Source organism: Microbacterium sp. H37-C3, assembly GCF_027157935.1.
GTDB classification, from domain to species: Bacteria; Actinomycetota; Actinomycetes; order Actinomycetales; family Microbacteriaceae; genus Microbacterium; species Microbacterium plantarum.
This window is the reverse complement of sequence record NZ_JAPVLR010000001.1, coordinates 826,412-852,695: the sequence shown is the minus strand read 5'-3', so window position 1 is coordinate 852,695 and position 26,284 is coordinate 826,412. Positions and strand designations below refer to the sequence as shown.

Genomic DNA, 26,284 nt, shown 5'->3' with positions numbered 1-26,284 from the left:
TCGAGCCCCCGCGCGGCGCCGTTGCCGCGCGACTCACTCCAGCGAGGTGAGCATGTTCCGGAAGATCCTTGTCGCGAATCGTGGTGAGATCGCCATCCGCGCTTTCCGTGCGGCGTTCGAGCTGGGGGCCCGCACCGTGGCGGTCTATCCCTATGAGGACAGATACTCGCTCCACCGGCTGAAGGCCGACGAGGCCTACGAGATCGGCGTCAAGGGGCACCCGGTGCGTGCATACCTCGACGTCGACGAGATCATCCGCGTCGCGCGTGAGAGCGGGGCAGACGCCATCTATCCGGGCTACGGCTTCCTGTCGGAGAATCCGGAACTCGCCGCGCGCGCCGCCGAGGCGGGCATCGCGTTCATCGGTCCCTCCGCACGCGTGCTCGAGATGGCGGGGAACAAGGTCACGGCCAAGAGTCACGCGGTCGCCGCAGGCGTGCCGGTGTTGCGATCGACCGACGCCTCTGACGACATCGACGCTCTCGTGGCCCAGGCAGGCGACATCGGCTTCCCCGTCTTCGTCAAAGCCGTCGCCGGCGGTGGGGGACGCGGGATGCGGCGCGTCGCCAGCCCCGACGAGCTCGCGCCGGCCCTCTCCGAGGCCATGCGCGAGGCCCGGAGTGCCTTCGGCGACGCGCGCGTCTTCCTGGAACAGGCCGTGCAGCGACCCCGCCATGTCGAGGTCCAGGTGCTCGCCGACGCCACGGGGGAGACGGTTCACCTCTTCGAGCGGGACTGCTCGGTGCAGCGGCGCCATCAGAAGGTCATCGAGATCGCGCCGGCTCCCAATCTCGACGACGAGACGCGGGCCGACCTGCACCGGCACGCGATCGCCTTCGCGACCTCCATCGGCTACGTGAACGCCGGCACCGTCGAGTTCCTGCTCGAGACCGCCGGCCCCCGGGCAGGCGAGATCGTCTTCATCGAGATGAACCCCCGCATCCAGGTCGAGCACACGGTGACCGAGGAGGTCACCGACGTCGACCTGGTCCAGTCCCAGATGCGGATCGCGGCGGGGGAGAGCCTCGCGGAGCTCGACCTCACCCAGGACCGCATCCAGCTGCGCGGCGCGGCTCTGCAGTGCCGCATCACGACCGAGGACCCGGCTCAGGGGTTCCGCCCCGATACGGGGAAGATCACCACCTACCGGTCGCCCGGCGGGGCCGGCATCCGTCTCGACGGCGGCACGACCGCCGCCGGATCTCAGGTGAGCCCGCACTTCGACTCGATGCTCGCCAAGCTCACCTGCCGGGGCCGCGACTTCGGCGCCGCGGTCGTGCGCTCGCGCCGCGCCCTCGCCGAGTTCCGCATCCGTGGCGTCTCGACCAACATCCCGTTCCTGCAGCAGGTTCTCGACGACCCGTCTTTCGCTCGCGGTGACCTCAGCACCTCGTTCATCGACGAGCGCCCCGAGCTGCTCGAGGGACGCGCGTCCAAGGACCGCGGATCGAAGATCCTGGGTTGGCTCGCCGACACCACCGTCAACCGCCCGCACGGTTCTGCTCCGACGAGCGTCGACCCCCGGAGCAAGCTTCCGCGGATCGACCTCGCTGCGTCGCCACCGGCGGGCTCGCGTCAGCGCCTCCTCGAACTCGGGCCAGTGGGGTTCGCCGAAGCCCTGCGCCGCCAGACCTCGCTCGCCGTGACGGAGACGACCTTCCGCGACGCGCACCAGTCGCTTCTCGCGACCCGCGTGCGGACCAAGGACCTCGTTGCGGTCGCCCCCGCTGTTGCGCGGCTCACTCCTCAGCTTCTCTCCGTCGAGGCGTGGGGCGGAGCGACCTACGACGTGGCGCTCCGCTTCCTCGGCGAAGACCCCTGGGAACGGCTCGACAAGCTCCGTGACGCGCTTCCCAACGTGGCGCTGCAGATGCTGCTGCGCGGCCGCAACACCGTCGGATACACCCCCTATCCGACAGCCGTCACGCAAGCCTTCGTCCGGGAAGCGGCGGATGCGGGTGTCGACATCTTCCGGATCTTCGACGCACTGAACGACGTCACGCAGATGCGGCCCGCCATCGACGCCGTCCTCGAGACCGGAACGACGATCGCCGAGGTCGCGCTCTGCTACACGGGAGATCTGCTCGACCCGAGCGAGGACCTCTACACCCTCGACTACTACCTCCGTCTCGCCGAGGAGATCGTCGAAGCGGGAGCGCACGTCCTCGCCATCAAGGACATGGCCGGGTTGCTGCGGCCGGCCGCAGCGTCACGCCTGGTCTCGGCGCTGCGCGAACGGTTCGATGTCCCCGTCCACGTCCACACGCACGACACTGCCGGCGGGCAGCTCGCGACCCTGCTGGCCGCGAGCGCTGCGGGGGCGGATGCGGTCGACGCGGCGTCCGCGCCCATGGCGGGCACGACCAGCCAGCCGTCGCTCTCCGCCCTCGTGGCCGCCCTCGCGCACACCGACCGCGACACGGGGCTCGACCTCGATGCGGTGTCGGACCTCGAGCCCTACTGGGAGGCTGTGCGGCACATGTACCGGCCGTTCGAGTCCGGTCTGCCCGGCCCCACCGGCCGGGTCTACCGCCACGAGATCCCCGGCGGCCAGCTCTCCAACCTGCGGCAGCAGGCCATCGCCCTCGGGCTCGCCGACGATTTCGAGCTCATCGAGGACATGTACGCCGCGGCGAACCGGATCCTCGGCCGGGTTCCGAAGGTCACGCCGTCGTCGAAGGTCGTGGGCGACCTCGCCCTGCATCTGGCGGCCGTCAAAGCCGATCCCGAAGCCTTCGCCGCCGACCCGGGTGCGTACGACATCCCGGAATCGGTCGTCGGCTTCATGGCGGGCGAGCTCGGCGACCTGCCGGGCGGATGGCCCGAACCGTTCCGGTCGAAGGTGCTCGCCGGGCGCACCGTGCGCCCCGCTGCCACCGACCTGTCGGCAGCGCAGGCGGCGGACCTCGACGCGGATTCCGCAACGCGACGGCGCACGCTGAACGCGCTGCTCTTCCCCGCGCCGACCCAGGAGTTCGACCGGGTACGCGAGACGTACGCTGACCTCAGCGTGCTCGACACCGCGGACTATCTGTACGGGCTCGTTCCCGGCGCCGAGCACGTCGTCGAGATCGAGAAGGGCGTCCAGCTCTACGTCGGGCTCGAGGCCATCGGCGAGGCCGATGACAAGGGCATGCGCACGGTCATGGCGACGCTGAACGGGCAGCTGCGGCCGGTCTTCGTCCGCGACCGCGGGATCAGCGTCGAGGCCCGCCAAGCAGAGAAGGCCGATACCGCGATTCCCGGTCAGGTCGCGGCTCCGTTCTCGGGCGTCGTCACGCTCAAGGTGGCCGTCGGCGATGCCGTCGAGGCCGGGGCGCCCGTCGCGTCGATCGAGGCGATGAAGATGGAAGCGGGCATCACGGCGCCCGTGGCGGGCGTCGTCGAGCGGCTCGTCGTCGATCCGACCGCAGCGGTCGAAGCCGGTGACCTTTTGGTCGTCGTCCGGCCCGGCGGGTAGCCTAAGGGGTCGGGCGCGAGCTCGAGACCTGGGAGTGGACGCAGCAAAACATGCCTGAGCGCAACGAGAATCAGCCCGAAGAGACCGATCCCGCGGTCCTCGCCGACAGCGAGAGCATTCACACGACGGCGATCGGGATCATCGGCGGCACCGCGCAGGTCGACGTCGCGCTTCCCGTCGCGGAAGACGACCTCGATGACGACGACGTCATCGACGGCGAGGTCGGCGACGAGCAGCTGACGACCGGCGACATCCCCCTCGGGGCGGGACCGGGCGAGCCGTACGGCGATGTCGACGCGTCGGAGGATGACACATCGCGTGCTTCCGACGACGAGGCGGGCGTCGGCGAGCACGCGACTCCAGACCACGACGACGACCTCGCGGCGCCGGATCGGTCGAGCGACGGCGAGATGGGCGACGAGGTGACGGAGGCCGAAGCAGCCGACCTCGTCGTCGACGACGACGACATCGACGTCGCGACCGATGAGGACGTCGCGACCGACGAGGACGTCGCGACCGATGACGACGCAGCCGAGCCGGCCGACGAGGTCGTCACCGCCACGATCGACGACGAGGACGCGGAGACCGACGGTCAGGACGACTCGGAACCGATGACCGCGGGTGCAGCCGGCGAGGCTCTGGACGTGCGTGACGAGTCCGGCGACGCGACGGACGCCGCCGTCGAGCACGACGCCCCGAAGCCCGACGTCGGAGAAACGCTCGAGGGCGGTGCCGTCGTCGCGACGGTCGTGCCGACCTCCACCCCGATCACCGGGACCGTGCCGACGACGCGCCGGCAAGCGCACCAGGCCGCCGAGCAGGTGCGTCACGCCAGCGAGCGCGTGTCCGTGGCGCGTACGACCGAGCCCGTCCTCCAATCGCGACGTATCGGCGACCTCGAGCCCGGGCGCGAGTCCGCCGACCTTCTCACGGCCGAACGTCTGCTCGACCCCTCGCAGGTCGTGCGAGCCGAGCCGGAAGGCCGTTGGCAGCGGCTGCTGTACAGCGTCTCCGGCCATCGCATCAACCTCGGCGACGGAAAGCGCGCGCGGGCACGGAAGGAGCTCGACCGTCGTATCGCCGCGCCGCTGGCCGGTGGCGCGAAGTTCGTCCCCGTGCTCTCGCGCAAGGGCGGCGTCGGCAAGACGACGGTGACGACCCTCCTCGGCATGGCTCTCGCAGATGCCCGCGATGACCGCGTGATCGCCATCGACGCCAATCCCGATCGTGGCACGCTGGCCGATCGCATCGGCCGCACGAGCGGGAAGACCGTGCGCGATCTGGCGCGTGCACGCGGTGAGGTAGTCGGCTTCAACGACCTCTCCGCCATCGTCGCGCGCGACGAAACCCGGCTCGACGTGCTGGCCTCCGACACCGATCCGCACGTATCCGAAGCATTCAGCGATCACGATTACGAGGATGTGGCCGCGATCGCGGCGCACTATTACTCCATCGTCCTCACCGATACGGGCACCGGGATCGTGCATTCGGTGATGGGCGCGACTCTCGGACTGTCCGACCAGATCGTCGTCGTCGCCGGTCTCTCGGTCGACGAGGCCCGGCTGGCCTCCGAGACGTTGACGTGGCTCGAATCCAACGGTTTCGCTGACGCCGTGAAGAACGCCGTCGTGGTGCTCAACACATCCCGTCCGGGAACGCCGATGGTTCGCGCGGAAGAGTTGGAGACGCACTTCGCCACGCGCGTGCGCTCCGTCCTGCGCGTTCCGTACGACCCGCACCTGGCGGCGGGGAGCGCGGTCTCGTTCCGCGACCTCGAGCCGGCGACCCGCGAAGCGGCGCGCAAACTCGCGGCGAGCGTGGTCGAAGGTCTGCGTCTCGGAGGGGCGGCCTGACATGACGGTTCGCGCGATCCGCTTCTTCGGCGACCCGGTCCTGAAGTCGGCGGCGGCTCCGATCGAGACGATCGACGACGGTGTGCGCTCGCTCGTCCAGGACCTCCTCGACACTGTCGAGCTGCCCGGTCGTGCGGGCGTGGCCGCTCCGCAGATCGGCGTGGGCCTGCGCGCGTTCAGCTACAACGTGGACGGCGTCATCGGCTACATCCTCAATCCGCGTCTCGTCGAGGTCTCCGGTGAACCGTCTCTGATCGGCGAGGGATGCCTCTCGGTACCCAACCTGTGGCATGACACGCTCCGGCACCCGTACGCGCGCGCCGTGGGGATCGATCTCGATGGCGAAGAGATCGTCCTCGAGGGCGAAGGGCTGATGGCGCAGGCCCTGCAGCACGAGTGCGATCATCTCGATGGCATCCTGTACCTCGACCGGCTCTCGCCCGCCGAGCGTCGGATCGCCATGCGCGAGGTGCGCGAGTCGTCCTGGTTCTGATCCGTCACGCAGAAGCGGGGCCTGGCGGGTGATCACCAGCCGGGCCCCGCTTCTGCGTCATCCGATCATCCGAGCGGGACGTTGCTCGTCTTCACCGGCTCGTCGTAGATGTCGGAGATGGCGTCCGAGAAGTCGGTGAGGATGACGTTGCGCTTGATGCTCATCTTGGGCGTCAGGTGGCCGCTCGCCTCGGTCCACTCCGTGTCGAGGATCGTGAACTTGCGGATCGACTCTGCGCGCGAGACGTTGCGGTTCGCCTCGTCGATCGCGCGCTGGACCTCGGCGCGGACCTCGGCGTTCTTCGCCGCGTCGGCGAGGGACATGTCTCCGGAGAGGCCGTTGTTCGTCAGCCAGGTCGGCAGCATCTCCGGGTCGAGCGTGACGAGCGCGGAGATGAAGGGCTTCTGATCGCCCACGACGACGACCTGGCCCACGATCGGGTTGGCGCGGATGGGATCCTCGAGCACGGCGGGGGCGACGTTCTTGCCGCCGGCGGTGACGATGATCTCCTTCTTGCGTCCGGTGATCGTCAGGAAGCCCTCGTCGTCGAACGATCCGATGTCGCCGGTCTTGAACCAGCCGTCGTTGAACGCCGCCTCGGTGGCCTCGGGGTTGCGCCAGTACTCCGCGAACACGTTGATGCCGCGCACCTCGACTTCGCCGTCCTCACCGAGGCGGACCCCGACGCCGGGCAGGACCGGCCCGACCGTGCCGATCTTGGACTTCGTCGCGAGGTTGACCGTCGCGGGAGCCGTCGTCTCGGTGAGTCCGTAGCCCTCGAGGATCGTGACGCCGAGGCTGTGGAAGAAGTGGCCGAGGCGCGGGCCCAGGGGAGCGGATCCCGAGACGGCGTAGGTGACGCGGCCGCCCATGGCGGCGCGAAGCTTGCCGTAGACCAGCTTGTCGAAGACACGGAACTTGAGCTTGGTCAGCAGCGGGATGCTCTTGCCCTCCTGCTTCAGCCGCGAGTGATCGATCGCGACCTGCGCGGCGGCGCGGAAGATCTTGCCCTTGCCGCCGGCTTCGGCCTTCTGCTCCGCCGAGTTGTAGACCTTCTCGAACACGCGCGGGACCGCGAGCAGGAAGGTCGGCTGGAAGGTGCCGAGAGCGGGCAGCAGCTGCTTGGTGTCGGGCTGATGCCCGGTCTTGACCCCGGCATGGACGTTGAGGATCGAGATGAAGCGGGCGAAGACGTGCGCCGTGGTGATGAACAGCAGCGTCGATGCGCCGCCGGGGTGGTTGACGACCTCCTTGAGTGCCTCGCCGGAGTTGCGGGCGAGCTCGACGAAATTGCTGTGGGTCAGCACACAGCCCTTCGGGCGCCCGGTCGATCCCGAGGTGTAGATGAGGGTCGCGATGTCCGAGCCGACGGCGAGGTTCCGTCGCCGCTCGATCTCCTCGTCGGACACGTCGCCCCCGCTCGAGCGCAGCTTGTCGAGATGTCCCGAAGCCATGACCCACACCTCGCGGACGAGGGGCACGGTCGACCGGATCTCGTCGATGCGACCCGCGTGGTCGGCCGACTCCGCGATCGCGAACGTCGCGCCCGAGTCGCTGAGGATCCAGGCGATCTGGGACGCCGAGCTCGTCTCGTAGACGGGGACCATGACCGCGCCGGCGAAGAAGATCGCGAAATCGACGAGCGTCCAGTCGTACGTGGTGCGGGCGATGAACGCCACCTTGTCGCCGGGCTCGACACCGGCGGCGACGAGACCCTTCGCCAGCGCGATGACCTCGCGTTGGAACTCGGCCGCGGAGATGTCTCGCCAACCACCGTCGTGCGGCACGGCGAAGAGCGCTCGCGACGGGGTCGCGGCGACCCGGTCGACGAGGAGATCGGTGATGTTCGCGTCAGGGTCGGCTGGAACCACAGCGGGGACTTCGAACTGGACGGCGCTCATGGGCGGCAACTCCTTCGGTACCGGAAGCGTCTGGCAGGGTACAGACACTCTATCGGCCGCCCGGCCGCCGAGCCCGCGCGCGAACGCGGTGCCCCATTAGACTTTGCGGGTCGCCGCCGGACGGCCGACGGAAAGGACCACGCGTGCTCAACATCGGCATCGACATCGGCGGAACCAAGATCGCCGGAGGTGTCGTCTCCGCCGACGGGACGATCGTCGACCGCATCCGCGTCGACACCCCCGCCGACACCGACGCGCTCGCCGACGCCGTCGCCGACATGGTGCGGCACTTCCGCGCATCGCACGACGTCACCGCTGTCGGCGTCGCTGCTGCGGGATTCCTCGATCGCACCCGGTCGATCATGCGCCACGCCCCGAACATCGACTGGGTGGAGCACCCGCTGCGAGCCGAGCTCGAGGCGCGCGTCGGCGTCGCCGTCGTGCTCGAGAACGATGCCAACGCCGCGGGGTGGGCCGAGTACCGCTTCGGCGCCGGCCGCGGCAGCTCCAACATGGTGATGCTGACCCTCGGCACCGGCGTCGGGGGAGCGGTCATCATCGACGGGCAGCTCCTCATCGGCGGTCGAGGAGCGGCGGGCGAGCTCGGCCACGTGCGGTTCGAGCGCGGCGGGCGGCCGTGCGGGTGCGGCCTGAAGGGATGCCTCGAGCAGTACGCCTCGGGACGCGCGCTGCAGCGCGAGGCGGTGGCCATCGCCGACGACCCCGAGCTCGGTGCCGGGCTCGCGCAGGTGCGCGACGAGCACGGTTCGATCCCGGGCGACGCGATCTCGCGCCTGATCCTCGCCGACGATCCCGGAGCGCTCGAGGCGCTCCACCGGGTCGCGACGGCGCTGGGCGAGACCGCGGGCGGGTTCCAGGCGACGCTCGACCCCGAGATCTTCGTCATCGGCGGCGGCGTCGCTCAGCTCGGCGAGACGCTCCTCGCGCCGGTCCGGGCGGCCTACCGTGACGCGCTCCCGGGCGGCGAGAACGCGGCTCCCGCCGACTTCGCGATCGCGACGCTCGGCAACGACGCGGGCCTGATCGGCGTCGCCGATCTGGCCGGGGGACGGTGACCGGTGTTCTACTGGCTGATGAAGTACATCTTCATCGGACCCGTCGTGAAGGCGATCTTCCGGCCCTGGATCGTGGGGCGCCGTAACGTCCCGGCATCCGGTGCGGCGATCTTCGCCAGTAACCACCTCTCGGTGAGCGACTCGATCTTCCTGCCGCTCATGATCGACCGGCCCATGTCGTTCCTCGCCAAGAGCGACTACTTCACCGGAACGGGCCTCAAGGGCTGGGCCACTCGGGTGTTCATGAAGGCGACGGGTCAGATCGCCATCGACCGGACGGGGGGCAAGGCGTCCGAAGCCTCGCTCAACACGGGACTCCAGGTGCTGGGCCGGGGCGATCTGCTCGGGATCTACCCCGAGGGCACGCGGAGCCCCGATGGCAAGCTCTACCGCGGACGTACCGGATTGGCGCGCATGGCGCTCGAGGCCCGCGTGCCCGTGATCCCCGTCGTCATGGTCGACACCGACGCGGTCATGCCCATCGGGCGCAGCATCCCCCGGGTCGGACGGGTGGGAATGGTCATCGGCGAGCCGCTGGACTTCTCTCGTTTCCAGGGGATGGAGAGCGACCGGTACGTGCTGCGCTCGGTGACCGACGAGATCATGGTCGCGCTGCAGCGGCTGGGCGAGCAGGAGTACGAAGACGTGTACGCATCGTCGGTCAAGGAGCGCGCAGCGCAGCAGCAGGCCTGATCGTCACACGGCCGGCGGGGTGTCGGCCGAGCACTAGACTTGGCCCGTGCCTACGCTGGATTCACTCGACTCGTGGCGCGATCTTCCCATCAAGCAGCAGCCGGCGTGGAACGACCCCGACGCCGTGGCTGCGGTGTCGGCCGAGATCGCGACGCTCCCGCCCCTCGTCTTCGCCGGTGAGGTGGACATCCTCCGCGAGCGCCTCGCGCGCGCGGCATCCGGAGAAGCCTTCCTCCTGCAGGGCGGTGACTGCGCCGAGACGTTCGCCGGCGCGACCGCCGAGAAGATCCGCAACCGCATCAAGACGGTGCTGCAGATGGCGGTCGTGCTGACCTATGGCGCCTCGATGCCCGTCGTCAAGATGGGTCGCATGGCCGGGCAGTTCGCCAAGCCCCGCTCGAGCGACACCGAGACGCGCGGCGACGTCACGCTGCCGGCGTACCGCGGCGACATCGTCAACGGCTACGACTTCACCGCCGCCTCGCGTCAGCCCGACCCCGCCCGGCTGCTCAAGGGCTACCACACGGCCGCGTCGACGCTGAACCTCATCCGCGCGTTCACGCAGGGTGGGTTCGCCGACCTGCGCGAGGTTCACTCGTGGAACAAGGGCTTCGCGTCGAACCCGGCGAATGCCCGTTACGAGGGCCTCGCGGGAGAGATCGACCGGGCCATCAAGTTCATGGAGGCGGCCGGGGCCAACTTCGACGAGCTGCGCGGCGTCGAGTTCTACACGGGCCACGAGGGCCTGCTGATGGACTACGAGCGCCCGATGACGCGCATCGATTCGCGGACGAACACGCCGTACAACACGTCGTCGCACTTCCTCTGGATCGGCGAGCGCACGCGCGAGCTCGACGGCGCCCACGTCGACTACTTCTCGAAGATCCGCAACCCCATCGGGGTGAAGCTCGGCCCCACGACGTCGACCGACACCGCGCTGGCGCTGATCGACAAGCTCGACCCCGAGCGCGAGCCGGGTCGCCTCACCTTCATCACTCGTATGGGGGCGGGCAAGATCCGCGATGCGCTGCCGCCGCTGCTCGAGGCCGTGAAGGACTCGGGCGCGACGCCGCTGTGGGTCACCGACCCGATGCACGGCAACGGCATCACGACGCCCACCGGCTACAAGACGCGTCGCTTCGACGACGTCGTCGACGAGGTGCGCGGCTTCTTCGAGGCGCACCGCGCGGTGGGCACCTTCCCGGGCGGCATCCACGTCGAGCTCACGGGTGACGACGTCACGGAGTGCCTCGGCGGTTCCGAGATGATCGACGAGGCGACGCTCGCCACGCGGTACGAGAGCCTGTGCGACCCGCGTCTGAACCACATGCAGAGCCTCGAACTGGCCTTCCTGGTCGCCGAGGAACTCGAGAAGCGCTGAGCTTCGGCTCGCCGAGGCCCGCGAGAGCGCACGTCTGCACGGTTACGGGGTCTCCCCACCGTGCAGATGTGCGCTCTCGCCGTTTCGGGCTGTGGAGAGCGCGGCGTCAGCGAGGCTGGCGGGGGATCGTGGGCGGGTGAACCGCCGAGCCCCGCTGCCACGACCCATTGCCCGACGAGCGTTCGCCACGGCCGCGGCGGCGACCCGGCGTGATCGGATCTCGGACGGGACTCGTCCTCGAACGCCGATTCGTTGACGGTGTGGCTGTCTTGTCGCCGACCGAGGCGTGGTGCCGGCGCGCGGAGCCCGGTTGCTGCGAGGTGCGCTCGACCGTGCCCGCGCGCCCGTCGACTCGCCCCGCGAGTCGCTGCTGCGCGTCGCGCTCGTCGACGCGGGGATCCCCGAACCGCAGGTGCAGGTCGCGATTCGTACGGCTGCCGGCGTGCGGCATGCCGACCTGGGCTGGCCCGAGCATCGGCTGCTCCTCGAGTACCAGGGGGACGAGCATCGCACCTCGCGGCGACGGTGGCTCGACGATCTCACGCGCGTGCAGCTGCTCGAGGATGCCGGGTACCGGGTCATCCTCGTCGGGGCCGCCGACCTCGAAGACGACGCCCGGAGCCTGGCCGCTCGGATCCGCCGTGCTCTCGCCTGACCGGTCACACCTCCGCGAGGACGCGAATCCGCAGGGTGCAGGGGGCTACAGACCGTGCACTCCTGCCCTCTCGGCGCCCAGCGGCGGAGAGGGTCAGCCGGTCGCGGTGATCTGCAGCGTGATCGTGGTGCCGCGCACGTGCTTGCTGCCACCGGCGGGGTCCTGAGCGGTGACCTTCGTCAGTCCGTCCGGCCAGATGTTCCACAGCGCCGAGAAGCTGACCTCGAAGCCGGCGTCGCGGAGCGTCTGCGCGGCCGCATCGCGGGTCTGTCCGACGACGCTCGGCACCTCGAACAGCGGGGGACCGCTCGAGACGATGAGCGTGACGACGTCGCCCGGCCGCCAGTTGCCTTCCTCACCGCGGTCGGCGATGCCGATCACATCGCCCTTCGCGATGCGCTCGCTCGCCTCGGTGCGGGTCTCGCCCGACACCTCGAGTCCGGCGTCCGTCAGAATTCCGGTCGCACGGTTGACGCTCTGGCCCGCGACGTCGGGCACGGCACCCCGAGAGACCAGGAGTCCGGCTGAATCGCCCTGGCGCAGGGTGCAACCACCGGAGCAGTCGACCGGTTCGCCACCCCCCGCAGGCGTGCCGGAAGCGCGGATGACGGTGCCCTCGGCGACATCCGGGTCGAACTCCGCGTCGGCATCGTCCGAGACGGCGATGACGTTCTGGCGGAGGATCTCGCGCGCTGCGTCTTCGGTCTGACCCGACAACGCGGGTATGGAGACTTCCGCCGGGCCCCGCGAGATCACGACCGTCACGACCGCCTCTCGATCGAGCCGGGAGCCGGGGTCGGGGTCGGTGCGGATGGCGAGCCCCTCTGCGACGTCGAGGCTGTTCTCGCCGGTCTCCTGGGCCTGGAGTCCCTGTGCCATGATGGCGGCTTGCGCATCGGCGAAGCTCGTTCCGCGCACATCGGGAACAGCGACCAGCGAGCCCGGCCCCGAGCCGAACCACCATCCCGTGCCGCCGGCGAGAGCTGCCAGCAGAAGCACGATCGACACCAGCCAGGCGCCCTTCGCCCGGTTGCGCCGTGCGTGCCGGCGCAGCCGGGTCGCGTTGTCGACGTCCGTCGTGACGGGGGGCGCCGTGAACGTCCCGGGCATCACCTTCGTGAGCTCGCCGGAACCTTCGCCGTCGTCGTCGATGACCACCACCGGCGCGCCGGACGGCGCCGTGCGCACGACCTGGGGGAACACCCCGAGTTCACGCTCGATCTCGCGCAGGCGATCGAGCATGACCTTGGCGTCGAGGGGACGCTCGTCGGGCTCGCGTTCGGTCGCCCACAGCACCAGCTCGTCGAGCTGCTCGGGCACCCCCGGGTTCTTCGCGCTCGGGCGCGGGACCGAGTCGGTCGCGTGCTGGTAGGCGATCTGCATCGGCTGCTCGCCCTTGTAGGGCTGCTCGCCGGCGAGCATCTCGTAGAGCATGATGCCCAGGGCGTAGATGTCGCTGCGGGCGTCGGCCGTGCCCCGGGTGACGAGTTCAGGTGCCAGGTAGGCGATCGTGCCGAGCAGCATCTGCCCGGTCGCGGTGTTCGCCGTCGTGGCCCGAGCGAGGCCGAAGTCGCCGATCTTGATCCGGCCGTCCTCGGCCAGCAGGACGTTCTCCGGTTTGACGTCGCGATGCACGATCCCCGCGCGGTGGGCGGCGGCGAGACCGGACAGGATCGCATCCATGATGGTGATCGTCTGGGGGATCGTCAGACGCTTCTGCTCGCGCAGCAGCTCACGCAGAGTGATGCCCGGGAGGTACTCCATCACCAGGTAGGCCATCTCGCCGTCCTGGCCCTGGTCGAAGACGTTGACCACGTGCGGATCGGCAAGGCGCGCCGCAGAGCGGGCCTCCTGGATGAAGCGGCTCTGGAAGACCGAGTCGTCCGACAGATGCCCGTGCATGACCTTGAGTGCCACGCGTCGCTCGAGTCTGAGGTCGGTCGCGACGTAGACCGTGGCCATGCCGCCACGGGCGATGCGAGCGCGGACGCGATACCGCTGGTCGACCAGTCGGCCGATCAGCGGGTCGGTCTGCTGGCTCATGCTCACGGAGCGATTCTACGGAGCGGATGCTGCGAGCCCGGGCAACGGCTCACCCTCGTGCGTCGGCGACATGGCTTCCGAGCGTTCTCGGGGTCAGCCGAGTGCGGCGAGCCAGCGATAGGCCTGCTGCTCCCACTCGCCGTACCGCTCGGGGTAGGCGGAGATCTGCACGGCCTGCGCGGCGTCGGTGAAGGCGAGGCTCTCCCACCCCGGGATATCGAGCAGTCCGCGCGTCGCGGTGCCGTTGGGATCGGCCGCGCCGCCGTAGAACGTGGCGATGGAGCGAGCGGGATCGCGCACCTGATCGGGGGTGCCCCACCCGGTGCTCGGACGCTGCTGGAAGAGGCCGAGCGAGTCGCGGTCGCCCCAGTCGAGGTTGCGGATCCACGACTCGACCATCGCGGTCGCCAGGGCGATCGCGATCCCGCGGTCGGGCACACCGCGTTCCCGACCGACCTGGATGATCAACCGCGCGTTGGCGATCTGCTCCGCGTCGAGGCCGAGGTCGGGGAGAGCGGCGGTCTGGACGGCGGGTGCTGCGGCGGCTCCCGGGATCACGAGCTGCTGGCCGGGATAGATGATCGAGGAGCGGTCGAGCCCGTTCGCCGCGAGTACGGCGTCGAGGCCGAGACCGTGAGCGGCGGCGATCGCCGCCACCGTGTCGCCGGCCGACACGGTGTGCGCCGCGGCGGCGATCGGCACGGACTGCGAGGTGTCCGCGGCTGCGGGCGCCGGGGTCGGGGCGGCCGAGGGCGACCCCGGGACCGCGAGCGTCTGACCGGGGAAGACCACGGCACCGTCCGCGAGCCCGTTCGCTGCCAGGAGCGCGGCGACGTCGACGCCGTGAGCCTGAGCGACCGACCACGGGGTGTCGCCGCTCGCGACGGTATGGGTGAGTCCCGTCGAGGTGGTCTGGGCTACGGGGACCGCAGCCGGCGTCGCCGAGGCGCCCGGCTCCGCGCTCAACCGGATGCGGTCGCCGGGGCGGATGACCGACGACCAATCCAAACCGTTCCAGGCCAGGAGATCGACCGTGCGGAGTCCGTAAGCGGACGCGATGCGGCTGACGGTGTCGCCGAGCACGACGATGTGCTCTGCGGGACGCGACGAGAGCGGGCGCACCGGGCCCGCGGTGCCGACCGTGGCGGCTCGAAACGACGCGCCGGGGACCGCGTCGCGCTGGGCGGTCTCGGTCATCGGCGCTGCCGTCGCGGGCTGCGCGGTCAGGCTGAGCGCGATGGAACCGACGACGGCGGGTGCGACGGCGCCACGCAGGCGTGGTCGCGGGCGGTGCGGGGGAGAGTTCGAGTCGCGGCGCACGGAGGGTCCCTTCTCGGAGGTCTCGGAAACGCTGACATGTTGCTGTGAGAGGTGTCAACCGAAGTGACTGCTGTGACTCGTGTGAAAGCCGACCCGACGGCGGGCCAGGACGCCGATCGGAAGTGACATAGTGAAGGGGTGAGCACTCCCGATTACCCCGCCGTTCCCCTGTCCTGGCTGACACTGCCCGAGGTCGTCGAGCTGACGGGCGAGACGCTCAGCCGCGTCCGGCGACTGCTGGATGAGAATCACCTCATCGGCTCGCGTCGGGACGGAACGCTTCGCGTGCCGGAGGCCTTCTTCCTCGACGGCGCGCCGCTGTCGTCGCTCCGGGGCACTGTCACCGTGCTGCACGACGCCGGGTTCTCGGACGACGAGGCGATCGACTGGCTGTTCGCCACCGAGGACTCCATCGGCGCCGCTCCCATCGCCGCCCTGCGCGCTGGACGGAAGACCGAGGTCCGCAGGGTCGCGCAGACGCTCGCCTGACCGGAGCAGAGGCTCCGGACGCTCAGGCGGTCCGCTGGATCGCGGCCTGTCCGATCTCTCGGAGCGTTGCGATCTCGGCACCACCGATCGGCGCGTCATCGAGCGCCGCATCGGCTGCGGCGGCGAGCTGCGCGATCTCCTGTTCGAGGCGCTGGACGGCGCCGCTCTCGTCGATGACCCGCTGCAGGCGTCGGATGGTCGCCGCGTCGAGTGCCCGGTCGCCGAGCGCAGCATCGAGGCCGGCGCGGCCGTCGGCGTCCATCGCTTCGCGCGCGTAAGCGATGAGGACGGTCCGCTTGCCCTCGCGGAGATCGTCGCCGGACGGCTTGCCCGTCACCGCGGGGTCGCCGAAGACGCCCAATACGTCATCGCGCAGCTGGAAGGCGAGACCGACGGAATGGCCGAACTCAGCGAGGGCCTCGCGCTGGGCCGCGGTGGCGCCGCCGAGTGCCGCGCCGATCAGGAGGGGCTGCTGCACGCTGTATCGAGCGGACTTGTAGGACGCGACCCGCAGTGCTCGGGCGGCGTGCTCGTGGTCGGGTGCCGTGGCCCACGCGGCCTCTTCGGCCACGTCCAGATACTGCCCGACCGTGACGTCGCGCCGCATCGTCGCGTACTGGCGGCGGACGTCCGACGCGAAGCGGTGTCCGTCGACGGCCTCTTCGAGGAGGTCGTCGCTCCAGGCGATGAGCAGGTCGCCGAGCAGAATCGCGGCGGCCCGTCCGAACGCGTCGGCGTCACCGAGCCAGCCGGATCGGCGATGCGCCTCCTCGAGGGCGCGATGGGCGGCGGGGCGTCCTCGTCGCGTGTCCGAGTTGTCGACCAGATCGTCGTGCACGAGCGCGGCCGCATGGAAGATCTCCAGGGAAGCGGCGACACCTGCGATGTCGGCGTCGTCGGAAGAGACCCCGGCCACCGCGTGCCCAGCCGTCAGGAACCGCGCGCGGAGCCGTTTACCGCCGGCGACGGCGGCGAAGGCGCGGTCGACGAAATCGACCGCTTCGGCCCCGAGATCGGCGGCCTCGGCCCGCCGTTCCGCCGCGAAGCTTTCCAGTCGCTGGGAAACGGTCGAGATCGGGTCGGCGGAGCTCGTCACAGGCCTAGCCTAGTTCTCATCAGCGCGCGTAGAATCGGGCGCATCGGTACCCGAACAGAGGGGGATGCATGCCACTGTCAGAACAGGAGCAGCGGCTGCTTGACGAGATGGAACGCCATCTCATGCGCAATGAAGCAGACGTCGTCAGTGCTCCGCGCGAAGGTCAGTCCCTCAGCTACCGCAACATCGTCTACGGTGCGGTGCTCGTCCTTCTCGGTCTCGGCGGTCTCATCGCCGGCGTCTCGAGCAGCATCATCGCGATCGGCGTCGTGGCCTTTCTCGTCATGGTGGGCGGGGTCGTGCTGGCGCTGACGCCCTCTCGCAACGGAACAGCGAGCCGACCGACGGCGACCACCGGCACGCGAAAGCCCGCCGTCCGGTCCTCGAATTTCATGGACCGGATGAACGACCGCTGGGACCGCCGCAACGGCGAACGCTGACGCATCCCGCTTCTCCTCAGAGCACCGACCTTCGGGTCGGTGCTCTTTTTTGTGCCCTGGGGGAGGAATGGGTGCTGTGGCCATAGTGAAGTGGAGGAAAGTGGAGTAAAGTGGTGGCCACCGACGGGCCGGGAGGGGGTGGTGGAGCACCATGCTTCTCGGCACGCACACCCCCAAGCTCGACGAGAAGGGCCGCGTCATCCTCCCCGCCAAATTCCGCGACGACCTCGGCCCCGGTGTCGTCGTCACGCGCGGACAGGAGCGGTGCCTCTACGTGTTCAGCACGGTGGAGTTCGAGCGTGTCTACGAGCGCATCCGCGAAGCGCCTCTCACGAACAAGCAGGCGCGTGACTTCCAGCGGATGTTCCTCTCCGGCGCGAGCGCGGAGAAGCCCGATAGCCAGAACCGCATCACCGTGCCGCCGCACCTGCGCACCTACGCCGGGCTGGGGCGCGAACTGGTCATGACCGGTGTCGGCGCGCACGCCGAGATCTGGGACGCAGATGCCTGGAACGCCTACGCCGCAGGCAACGAAGACGCCTACTCCGACATGGAGCAGGAGGTGATCCCGGGACTCTTCTGACCCGTGGCCGTGATCCTCAGCCGCTGGCCCTGACGCACTTCCCCGGTGTCAGGTCGCAGCGGAGGGGGATCAGGGCTCCGGGATCCGTCCCGCCACGACCATGACGAACGACGACATCCACACCCCCGTCCTGCTCGACCGCTGCGTCGAGCTGCTCTCGCCCGCGCTCGACCGCGAGGGCGCCGTCGTCGTCGACGCGACCGAAGGCATGGGCGGTCACTCCGAAGCGCTTCTCGAGAGGTTCCCCGGCGTTCGGCTCGTCGGGCTCGACCGTGACACCGACGCCCTGCGCATCGCGGGAGAGCGCCTCGCCCGGTTCGGAGACCGCGTCGACCTCGTCCACACCGTCTACGACGGCATCCGAGAGGCCCTTGATTCGCTCGGCATCCGGCGCGTGGACGGCATCCTGTTCGATCTGGGTGTCTCGTCCCTCCAGCTCGATGAGGCAGAGCGAGGGTTCGCCTACGCCCAGGATGCTCCTCTAGACATGCGTATGGATCAGACTGCGGGCACGACCGCGGCAGAGATCCTCGCGACCTACAGCGAGGGCAACCTGCGGCGCATCTTCGAGCGCTACGGCGAGGAGAAGCTGGCAGGGCGGTATGCGCGGGCCATCATCGAGGCGCGGGGCCGGGCGCCGCTGACACGATCAGGTCAGCTCGTCGACGTCCTCATCGCCGCGACCCCGGTCGCCGTGCAGCGCGACCGTTCCGGGCACCCCGCGAAGCGCGTGTTCCAGGCCCTGCGCATCGAGGTCAATGCCGAGCTCGCCGTGCTCGAGCGCGCGCTGCCGGCGGCGCTCGACGCGCTGGCCGTCGGTGGACGCATCGTCGTGATGTCGTACCAGTCACTCGAAGACCGCGCGGTCAAGCGCGTGCTCGCCGAGGCGTCGTCATCGACTGCCCCCAGCGGCCTGCCCGTCGAGCTCCCCGAGCATGCGCCGCGGTTCCGGCTGCTGGTCCGCGGCGCGGAACTGGCGTCCGAGGAAGAACGTGAACGCAATCCCCGCGCGACGCCGGTCCGGCTGCGTGCGGCGGAACGGATGAGGGAGGCCTCGTGACTGCCGACAACACCGCCCGCATCCCATCGCCGCTCGGCGACGACTTCTTCGCGAGCGTTCCCGGTCGCCTGCCGCGCGAGGGGGAGCGGGAGCGTCAGCGCGATCTGCGCCTGGTCGCCGGCGCTTCCCGTCGCCGTCGCCCGCGCATGCTCTACGGCGTCATCGCCGTGTCGGGCGCGGTGCTCATCGGAGCGGTGCAGATGGGTTTGTCGATCCTCACGACCCAGACCTCTTATGAGATCTCCGCGCTCTCGCAGCAGCAGCGGCAGCTCACCTGGCAGAAGCAGATCATCGAGGATGATCTCGCGGGACTTGCCTCACCTCAGTACCTCGCGGCCAATGCGACCGCCCTGGGCATGGTGATCGCCGAGTCTCCGAACTATCTGCGACTCAGCGACGGCGCCGTGCTCGGCTCCGCCAGCGCCGCGGGCGCGCACTCGAACGTCGACGCCCTCGGCCGCGCCGCCGTCGCCAATTCGCTCGTCGCCGGCGTCCCGCTGGTCACCGATCCCGCTGCCAGCCTCGAGACCGGCACGAGCACCGACGAGCTGGTCGTTGCCGATCGCGCGACACCCCCGCCCATCGCCGACGGATTGCCCGCCCCGAGCACACACTGAGACACATGACGACACGAGCCACCCGCAGTCCGCGCCGCCGTACGGTCGTCGCACTCCTCGTCGTCCTCACCGTCCTCGTCGCGTTCATCGTCCGGCTCGTCGACATCCAGGTCGTCAACGCCGACGAGCACGAGGCCGACGCCCGCAACCTCGCGATGGAGGCCGGGACCGACCTGTTCGGGACGCGCGGCGACATCACCGACACCAACGGCGCGACCCTCGCCACGACGACCTCCGTCTACGACGCGAAGATCGACCCGAAGCTGGCGATCGAGGGGATCAAGCGCAAGAACGACGACGGTCAGACGGTCACGGTCACCTGGCCCGAGCTGGCCGCCGAGATCGCCGCCGTGACCGGGCAGGATGCCGCCGAGGTCGAGGGCATCGTCACGACGGCCGTCGCCGCCGACCCGGAGTCGCGATTCGCGTACCTCGAGCGGGGGATCTCGACGGCCCAGTACCGCGCTCTCGCCGACCTGAAGCTCCCGTTCGTCGGGTTCGACCCCCACCCCCACCGGACCTACCCCGACGGGGCGGTGGCGGGCAACGTCATCGGTTTCGTCGGCTCGGACGAAGCGCCGCTCGAGGGCATGGAAGCCCTGCAGAACTCGTGCCTGCAGAGCAGCGACGGCAAGGTCCGCTACATGCGCAGCCTCGACGGCGTCGTCATCCCCGGGACGGAGATCGAAGACCCCGCCCCGGTGAACGGCGGGACGCTCCGTCTCACGATCGACCGCGACCTGCAGTGGTACATGCAGCAGCTCATCGCGGAGCAGACGCAGAACCTCGGCGCCGAGAGCGGCTCGATCCTCGTGGTCGAGGTCGCCACGGGGAAGATCCGCGCCGCTGCCGAGTACCCCAGCGTCGACCTCAATGACATCGCGGCATCCGATCCCGCGGACCGGGGCAGCCGCCTCTTCCGCGACTCGTACGAGCCGGGATCGACCTTCAAGCCGGTGACGGCCGCGACCGCCATCGAAGCGGCGGGGCTGACCCCGCTCTCAACCGCATGGTCACCCGATCGGATGGAATTCCCCAACGGAGCCGTCGTCAACGACTCGGAGCACCACGAGGCCCAGAACCTGACGCTCACGGGAGGGCTCGTCACGTCGTCCAACGTCGCCCTGTCGCAGTTCGGTTCGCAGGTCGACCCCGAGACCCGGCTGGAGTACCTCAAGAAGTTCGGTGTCGGAGAGGGCACCGCGCTCAACTGGTCGGGTGAACCCAAGGGCACGTACATCCCGACTAACCAGTGGGACAGCCAGACCTACTACACGACGACGTTCGGCCAGGCCTTCACCGTGACGGCGCCGCAGGTGGCATCGGTGTATCAGACGATCGCCAACGGCGGTGTGCGCGAGCCGCTGAGCCTCGTCGAGTCCTGCACGGCGTCGGACGGAACAGTGACCGAGCCGGATCTTCCCGAGCCGGTGCGCGTGATCAAGGAGAGCACCGCCAGCCAGGTGAGCGCGATGCTCGAGAACGTCTTCGCTCAGGGGACCCTCGCGGACGACATCGCGATCCCCGGGTACCGTATGGCGGGCAAGACGGGAACCGCTCAGAAGGTCGATCCGAACACCGGCGCGTATAAGGACAACCTGTACTACACGTCGCTGGTCGGCTACGCACCCGCCGACGATCCGAAGTATGTTGTCCTGACGGCATTCGACGAGCCGAAGACCCTGCGCCTTTCGGCAGCGAACCGGCCGGCGTTCCAGAAGGCGATGACCCAGGTGCTCAAGCACTACCGGATCATGCCGTCCGACTCGCAGACGCCACTGCTCCCCGTAACCCAGTGATGCGCATCAGCGCGTCCGAGGATTGAACATGATCTCCCTTCCGTTGTCCGACATCGCTCGAGTGCTCTCCGGCACCCTCCACCTCGGCGGGAGCGACGCTCCCGACACCCGGGTCGAAGGGACGGTCGACACGGACTCGCGGAACATCGGTCCGGGCGACGTCTTCGTGGCCAAGCCGGGCGAGGCGACCGACGGTCACCTCTTCGTGCCGGCGGCCGCCGAGGCTGGAGCCGCGCTGGCGGTCGTCGAGCACCTCGTCGACGCCGAGATCACGCAGATCGTCGTCGCCGACGCCGTGACGGCGCTGGCTGACCTCGCTCGCGAGGTCGTCGGACGCGTGCGCGCGACCGGTGATCTCCGCGTCGTGGGGATCACCGGCTCCAACGGCAAGACCACGACGAAGAACCTCCTCGCGCGCATCCTCGAGGGGGAGGGGCCGACGGTCGCGCCGCGGGCGTCGTTCAACAACTCCGTCGGTGCGCCGCTGACCATGCTTCGTGTCGCCGACGACACGCGTTTCCTCGTCAGCGAGTTCGGTGCGGACGGCTCGGGGCAGATCGCACGTCTGGCCGGTCTCGTGACCCCCGACGTCGGAGTGGTCCTCATGGTCGGCATGGCGCACGCGGGCGGGTTCGGCGGCGTCGAGGCGACGCTGAAGGCCAAGACCGAGCTGGTCGAGGCGGTCCGTCCCGGCGGCGTGGCCGTCCTCAACGCCGACGACGCGCGCGTCGCGACGATGGCTGCGGTCGCGGAGGCTCGCGACGTCCGCGTCCGCTGGTTCGGGCGGGGCGCCGCGGCAGAGGTGCGTGCGGACGACGTCGAGGTGGATGCATCGGGGACCTCGTGCGTCGTCGTGGTCGGCGACCAGCGGATGCCGTTGCGGTTGCGGGTCCTCGGCGAGCATCACGTCATGAACGCGTTGGCCGCGATCACCGCGGCTCTCGAGCTCGGGGTCGCGCTCGAAGACGCCATCGCGCGGCTCGAGACGGTCGAGCTCGCAGAGCGCTGGCGGATGCAGCCGCTCGGGTCGGAGTCCGTGCGCATCATCAACGACGCCTACAACGCGAGCCCCGACTCGATGGCCGCAGCTCTGCGCACCCTCGCGCAGATCACGCAGCCCGGCGAGCGCAAGGTGGCCGTGCTCGGTGCGATGAGCGAGCTCGGAGAGTTCGCCGGTGACGAGCATGATCGCGTCGGCCTCCAGGCCGTCCGCCTCCGCATCGAGCGGATCGTGGTCGTCGGCGCCGAGGCGCGACGCCTGTACCTCGCTGCGATCGGCGAGGGGTCGTGGGACGGTGAGGCGGTGTTCTTCGCCGACGCCGATGCCGCGTACGACTACCTCGTCGAGGAGCTGCGGGCGGGCGATCGCGTGCTGGTGAAGTCGTCGAACTCCGCCGGGCTGCGGCACCTCGGCGATCGTCTGGGAGAATTCTTCTCGTGAGATCTCTGCTGACGGCCGCGACGATCTCGCTCGCGTTCACACTCTTCCTGACGCCCCTGTTCATCCGGATCTTCGAGAAGCTCGGCTGGGGCCAGGTCATCCGCACGCCGGACGACGCGACGAACCCGAGCCACCACGCCAAGCGTGGAACGCCCACGATGGGCGGAATCATCTTCATCGTCGGCACGATCGTCGGCTACCTCGTGGGCACGCTCACCGGCGGGGCGCCGCCATCGATGTCGGGTCTCCTGGTCATCTGGATGATGGTCGGGCTGGGGATCGTCGGGTTCATCGACGACTACATGAAGGTGCGCTCGCAGCGCAGCCTCGGGCTGTCCGGATGGCGCAAGGTCGCCGGCCAGGTGATCGTGGCAGTCTCCTTCGGCATCCTCGCCCTGCTCGTGCCCAACGACGGCGGCGAGCCGGTCGGTCGCCCCTTCATCTCGCTGTTCCGCGACATCGACTGGTTGTCGTTCATGGCGCTCGGCGGTGTCGCCGGCTGGCTTCTCTACCTCGCGTGGATCTCGTTCCAGGCGGTGGCCTGGTCGAACGCGACGAACCTGACCGATGGACTCGACGGGCTCGCGACCGGCGCGGGCATCTTCACCGTGTCGGCCTACAGCCTCGTCACCTTCTGGCAGTTCCAGCAGCGCTGCGCGAGCGGTGCTCTCGTGCCGGCGTACGAGTCCGCCTGCTACACGACCAACGATCCGATGGATCTCACCATCATCTCGGCATCCTTCGTCGGCGCGCTCGTCGGGTTCCTCTGGTGGAACGCGCCCAAGGCCAAGATCTTCATGGGTGACGTCGGATCGATGGCGATCGGCGGGGTCATCGTCGCTATGGCCGTGCTCTCGCGCACCGAGCTGCTCGCGGTCATCATCGCCGGCGTGTTCATCATCGCGCCCGGCTCGGTGATCCTCCAGCGCTACTACTTCAAGGCCACCGGCGGTAAGCGCCTGTTCCTCATGAGCCCGTTCCACCACCACCTCGAGATGCGGGGGTGGCCCGAGGTGACGATCGTCGTCCGGATGTGGATCATCGCCGGAATGCTGGCGGTCGGCGGCGTCGGTCTCTTCTACGTCGCATGGCTGGCAGCGGTATGACCACCCGTCTGGACAGCCTCACGAGCTGGCACGCTGACTGGCGCGGACTCCGCGTCGTCGTCCTCGGGCTGTCGGTCACCGGCTTCTCCGTCGCTGACACCCTCGCCGAGCTCGGCGCCGATGTGCTCGTTGCCACTGAGGGCGCGGATGCCGAGTACGCGCGGCTTCTGCCCGTCATCGGCGTCTCGCTCCATGACGGCTCCTTGCAGAGCGTCCCGGAGAGGGTCGTCGCGCACGCGCCGGAGGTCGTGATCGCATCCCCCGGGTTCCCCCCGCACCACCCGGTGATCCGCTGGGCCCGCGAGAACGGGATCACCGTCTGGGGCGACATCGAGCTCGGGTGGCGCGTGCGCGACAAGGTCGTCCGTCCTGACGGCAGCCCGGCTGACTGGGTGCTCATCACGGGCACGAACGGCAAGACGACCACGACGCAGCTCACCGCGGCCATGCTCGCCGCCGGCGGCCTGCGGGCCGCCCCGTGCGGCAACATCGGCGTCCCGGTGCTCGACGCCGTCCGCGATCCGGGTGGTTTCGACGTCCTCGTCGTCGAGGTGTCGAGCCATCAGCTCTGGTACCTCGGCCTGGCCGAGGGCCCCGACCGGCTTTCGCCTCACGCGAGCGTGTGCTTGAACCTCGCGGACGATCACCTCGAGTGGCATGGTTCATTCGAGGCGTACCGCGACGCGAAGGCCGTCGTGTACGAGAACACCCGCGTCGCGTGCGTCTACAACAAGTCGGATGCAGCCACCCGCGAAATGGTCGAGGAGGCCGAGGTCGTCGAGGGCTGCCGCGCCATCGGGTTCGACCTGGGGGTTCCGGGCCCGAGCGATCTCGGGGTCGTCGACGGCATCCTCGTCGATCGAGCCTTCCATGAGGACCGGCGTTCGTCGGCTCTCGAACTGACGACGGTCGTCGAGCTCGCGGCGCGCGGCCTCGCGGCTCCTCACATCGTCGCGAACATTCTCGCCGCGGCGGCCCTCGCTCGCTCGCTCGATGTCGAGCCCGCCGCCATCCGCGAGGCGGTGCTGGCGTTCCGCCTCGACCCGCACCGGATCGAAGTGGTCGCTCGCGTGTCGGGCGTGACCTGGGTGGATGACTCGAAGGCGACCAACCCGCACGCGGCGGCCTCGTCGCTCGCCGCCTTCCCGGGCGCGATCTGGGTCGTAGGCGGGCTCCTCAAGGGCGTCGACATCTCCGAACTCGTCGCGGGACGAGGTGCGGCGACCAAAGCGGCCATCGTCATCGGCGAGGACCGCACCGCCGTGCTCGCCGCGTTCGCGCGACACGCCCCCGCGGTTCCGGTGATCGAGGTCGAGGCGACTCAGACTGAGGATGTCATGGCACGGGTCGTCGAACTGGCGGCCGGCGTCGCCGGTGACGGGGATGTCGTGCTCCTCGCACCCGCTGCGGCGTCGTTCGATCAGTTCGCCTCCTACGCAGACCGCGGTCGTCGCTTCGCGGAGGCCGTGCGGGAACGGATCGGAAGGGGAGACGGTGACCACGACGCCGAGCCGCCCGACGCCCCCGCCGACGAAGCTCGCTGACGACGGTCAGACGCGGAGCGGCTTCGCGGCGCGTGTGTCGCTGGGGCGCGTGTTCGCGCCGGTGCCCAGCGAATTCCTGCTGCTCGCCTCGACCGCCCTCATCCTGACCGGCTTCGGCCTCGTGATGGTGCTGTCGGCGACGATGGCGACGGCCAACGCGAGCCCCTTCGAGACGGTGCTGAAGCAGGCGGTGTTCGCGCTGCTCGGCATCCCGCTGATGTTCATCGCGAGCCGGATGCCGCTGCGTTTCTGGAAACGCATCGCGTGGCCGGCCCTCGTCGCCGGCATCCTTCTGCAGCTGCTCGTCTTCGTGCCCGGCCTCGGCGTCCGCAACGATGGAAACACCAACTGGATCTCGGTCTTCGGGTTCCAGGCGCAGCCGTCGGAGTTCCTCAAACTCGCCCTCGCCGTGTGGTTGGGCTTCGTGCTCTACCGGAAGCAGACGCTCCTGTCGAAGTGGCAGCACGTGTTCATCCCGGTCGTTCCCGTCGGCGCTCTGGTGATCGGCACCGTCATGGGCGGTCACGATCTGGGCACGGCGATGATCCTCATGGCGATCCTCCTCGGCTGCCTCTTCTTCTCCGGCGTCAAGCTTCGGCTCTTCGTGATCCCGTTGATCCTGGTCGTGGCTGCTGCTGCGGTGTTCGCGGTCACGAGCCCGAACCGCATGGCGCGCATCATGAGCTTCCTCAACGTCGACTCGACCGACTGCTACTTCGCCGATGCGGGTTCGTGCTACCAGCCCCTCCACGGGATCTGGGCGCTCGCGAGCGGCGGCATCTTCGGTCTGGGGCTCGGCAACTCGCGCGAGAAGTACCAGTGGCTGCCCGCCGCCGCGAATGACTACATCTTCGCGATCGTGGGGGAGGAGCTCGGCCTCATCGGCTGCGCCGTCGTCCTCGCTCTCTTCGCTCTCTACGCCGTCGGGGCTTTCCACATCGTGCGCAAGACCCACGATCCGTTCGTGCGGATCGTCTCGGGCGGCATCACGATCTGGATCGTGGGTCAGGCGCTCGTGAACATCGGCGTCGTCCTGCGCATCTTCCCGGTCCTGGGCGTGCCGCTGCCCTTCATGTCGCAGGGCGGGACCTCTCTCGTGTCGGGTCTGCTGGCGACCGGGGTTCTGCTCTCGTTCGCGCGGACGCTGCCCGTTCGCGCTCCGGCGCTCGAGGTCGCCTCGGGGGCGCGACCGGTGCGTCCCGCGGGCGCCGAGGCACGCTCGGCCCGCCGGTAG

At 69.5% G+C, this 26,284-nt stretch carries 21 protein-coding genes; 17 read left to right on the top strand and 4 right to left on the bottom strand.

Going from position 1 to position 26,284, the window contains the following annotated elements:
- Positions 1–52 precede the first annotated feature (52 nt).
- Genes O1W71_RS04235 through def form a run of 3 tightly spaced genes read left to right on the top strand, consistent with a single transcriptional unit; the run spans position 53 to position 5,806 of the window.
- Positions 53–3,460, top strand: coding sequence for a pyruvate carboxylase (locus O1W71_RS04235; RefSeq protein ID WP_269266616.1), 3,408 nt, complete (start codon positions 53–55; stop codon positions 3,458–3,460).
- A gap of 50 nt (positions 3,461–3,510) precedes the next feature.
- Positions 3,511–5,313: a MinD/ParA family ATP-binding protein gene (locus O1W71_RS04230; RefSeq protein ID WP_269266615.1), complete on the top strand. Its 1,803-nt coding sequence runs from the start codon at positions 3,511–3,513 to the stop codon at positions 5,311–5,313.
- A gap of 1 nt (position 5,314) precedes the next feature.
- A complete protein-coding gene (gene def / locus O1W71_RS04225; RefSeq protein ID WP_269266614.1) occupies positions 5,315–5,806 on the top strand; it encodes a peptide deformylase in 492 nt (163 codons plus the stop codon).
- A gap of 65 nt (positions 5,807–5,871) precedes the next feature.
- On the opposite strand, the gene O1W71_RS04220 is transcribed toward def, so the two are convergent.
- Entirely contained in the window at positions 5,872–7,707 is a 1,836-nt protein-coding gene (locus O1W71_RS04220) for an AMP-dependent synthetase/ligase (protein WP_269266613.1), read from the bottom strand.
- A gap of 143 nt (positions 7,708–7,850) precedes the next feature.
- On the opposite strand from O1W71_RS04220, the gene O1W71_RS04215 reads away from it, so the two are divergent.
- From O1W71_RS04215 to O1W71_RS04200, 4 genes are all read left to right on the top strand, one after another.
- Positions 7,851–8,783, top strand: a complete 933-nt coding sequence (locus tag O1W71_RS04215; RefSeq protein WP_114587911.1) for an ROK family protein — start codon at positions 7,851–7,853, stop codon at positions 8,781–8,783.
- Positions 8,784–8,786: 3 nt separating this feature from the next.
- A complete protein-coding gene (locus O1W71_RS04210) occupies positions 8,787–9,476 on the top strand; it encodes a lysophospholipid acyltransferase family protein (RefSeq protein WP_112613924.1) in 690 nt (229 codons plus the stop codon).
- A 46-nt stretch (positions 9,477–9,522) separates the two neighbouring features.
- Complete coding sequence (locus tag O1W71_RS04205; RefSeq protein WP_112613926.1) at positions 9,523–10,857, top strand: class II 3-deoxy-7-phosphoheptulonate synthase; 1,335 nt, start codon at positions 9,523–9,525, stop codon at positions 10,855–10,857.
- Between the two features lie 289 nt (positions 10,858–11,146).
- Entirely contained in the window at positions 11,147–11,512 is a 366-nt protein-coding gene (locus tag O1W71_RS04200; protein WP_269266612.1) for a hypothetical protein, read from the top strand.
- A gap of 93 nt (positions 11,513–11,605) precedes the next feature.
- Here O1W71_RS04200 and pknB read toward each other — a convergent pair whose 3' ends face one another.
- Both pknB and O1W71_RS04190 read right to left on the bottom strand, forming a co-directional pair.
- Entirely contained in the window at positions 11,606–13,561 is a 1,956-nt protein-coding gene (pknB, locus tag O1W71_RS04195) for a Stk1 family PASTA domain-containing Ser/Thr kinase (RefSeq protein ID WP_269266611.1), read from the bottom strand.
- Between the two features lie 87 nt (positions 13,562–13,648).
- Positions 13,649–14,752: a LysM peptidoglycan-binding domain-containing protein gene (locus O1W71_RS04190; RefSeq protein WP_442923824.1), complete on the bottom strand. Its 1,104-nt coding sequence runs from the start codon at positions 14,750–14,752 to the stop codon at positions 13,649–13,651.
- A gap of 261 nt (positions 14,753–15,013) precedes the next feature.
- Here O1W71_RS04190 and O1W71_RS04185 point away from each other — a divergent pair, with 261 nt between their 5' ends.
- On the top strand, positions 15,014–15,364 hold the full coding sequence (locus O1W71_RS04185; protein ID WP_269266609.1) for an Rv2175c family DNA-binding protein: 351 nt from the start codon (positions 15,014–15,016) through the stop codon (positions 15,362–15,364).
- A 22-nt stretch (positions 15,365–15,386) separates the two neighbouring features.
- On the opposite strand, the gene O1W71_RS04180 is transcribed toward O1W71_RS04185, so the two are convergent.
- The gene (locus O1W71_RS04180) at positions 15,387–16,460 is read right to left on the bottom strand and encodes a polyprenyl synthetase family protein (RefSeq protein WP_269266608.1); all 1,074 of its coding nucleotides are present in this window, start codon (positions 16,458–16,460) and stop codon (positions 15,387–15,389) included.
- A gap of 68 nt (positions 16,461–16,528) precedes the next feature.
- On the opposite strand from O1W71_RS04180, the gene O1W71_RS04175 reads away from it, so the two are divergent.
- The 9 genes from O1W71_RS04175 (at position 16,529) to ftsW (ending at position 26,284) form a co-directional block, all read left to right on the top strand.
- Entirely contained in the window at positions 16,529–16,900 is a 372-nt protein-coding gene (locus O1W71_RS04175) for a DUF3040 domain-containing protein (protein WP_269266607.1), read from the top strand.
- A gap of 151 nt (positions 16,901–17,051) precedes the next feature.
- Positions 17,052–17,483, top strand: a complete 432-nt coding sequence (gene mraZ, locus O1W71_RS04170) for a division/cell wall cluster transcriptional repressor MraZ (RefSeq protein ID WP_023951570.1) — start codon at positions 17,052–17,054, stop codon at positions 17,481–17,483.
- Between the two features lie 100 nt (positions 17,484–17,583).
- Positions 17,584–18,543, top strand: coding sequence for a 16S rRNA (cytosine(1402)-N(4))-methyltransferase RsmH (gene rsmH, locus O1W71_RS04165; RefSeq protein ID WP_269266606.1), 960 nt, complete (start codon positions 17,584–17,586; stop codon positions 18,541–18,543).
- Positions 18,540–19,160, top strand: coding sequence for a hypothetical protein (locus O1W71_RS04160; RefSeq protein ID WP_269266605.1), 621 nt, complete (start codon positions 18,540–18,542; stop codon positions 19,158–19,160). The genes rsmH and O1W71_RS04160 overlap by 4 nt, the downstream gene beginning before the upstream one ends.
- Before the next feature lie 5 nt (positions 19,161–19,165).
- Entirely contained in the window at positions 19,166–20,959 is a 1,794-nt protein-coding gene (locus O1W71_RS04155) for a peptidoglycan D,D-transpeptidase FtsI family protein (RefSeq protein ID WP_269266604.1), read from the top strand.
- 28 nt (positions 20,960–20,987) lie between these two features.
- The gene (locus O1W71_RS04150; protein ID WP_269266603.1) at positions 20,988–22,400 is read left to right on the top strand and encodes a UDP-N-acetylmuramoyl-tripeptide--D-alanyl-D-alanine ligase; all 1,413 of its coding nucleotides are present in this window, start codon (positions 20,988–20,990) and stop codon (positions 22,398–22,400) included.
- Positions 22,397–23,506: a phospho-N-acetylmuramoyl-pentapeptide-transferase gene (gene mraY / locus O1W71_RS04145; RefSeq protein WP_112613946.1), complete on the top strand. Its 1,110-nt coding sequence runs from the start codon at positions 22,397–22,399 to the stop codon at positions 23,504–23,506. The genes O1W71_RS04150 and mraY overlap by 4 nt, the downstream gene beginning before the upstream one ends.
- Positions 23,503–25,050, top strand: coding sequence for a UDP-N-acetylmuramoyl-L-alanine--D-glutamate ligase (gene murD / locus O1W71_RS04140; RefSeq protein WP_269266602.1), 1,548 nt, complete (start codon positions 23,503–23,505; stop codon positions 25,048–25,050). Before mraY ends, murD begins: the two co-directional genes overlap by 4 nt.
- Positions 25,001–26,284, top strand: coding sequence for a putative lipid II flippase FtsW (gene ftsW, locus O1W71_RS04135; RefSeq protein ID WP_269266601.1), 1,284 nt, complete (start codon positions 25,001–25,003; stop codon positions 26,282–26,284). The genes murD and ftsW overlap by 50 nt, the downstream gene beginning before the upstream one ends.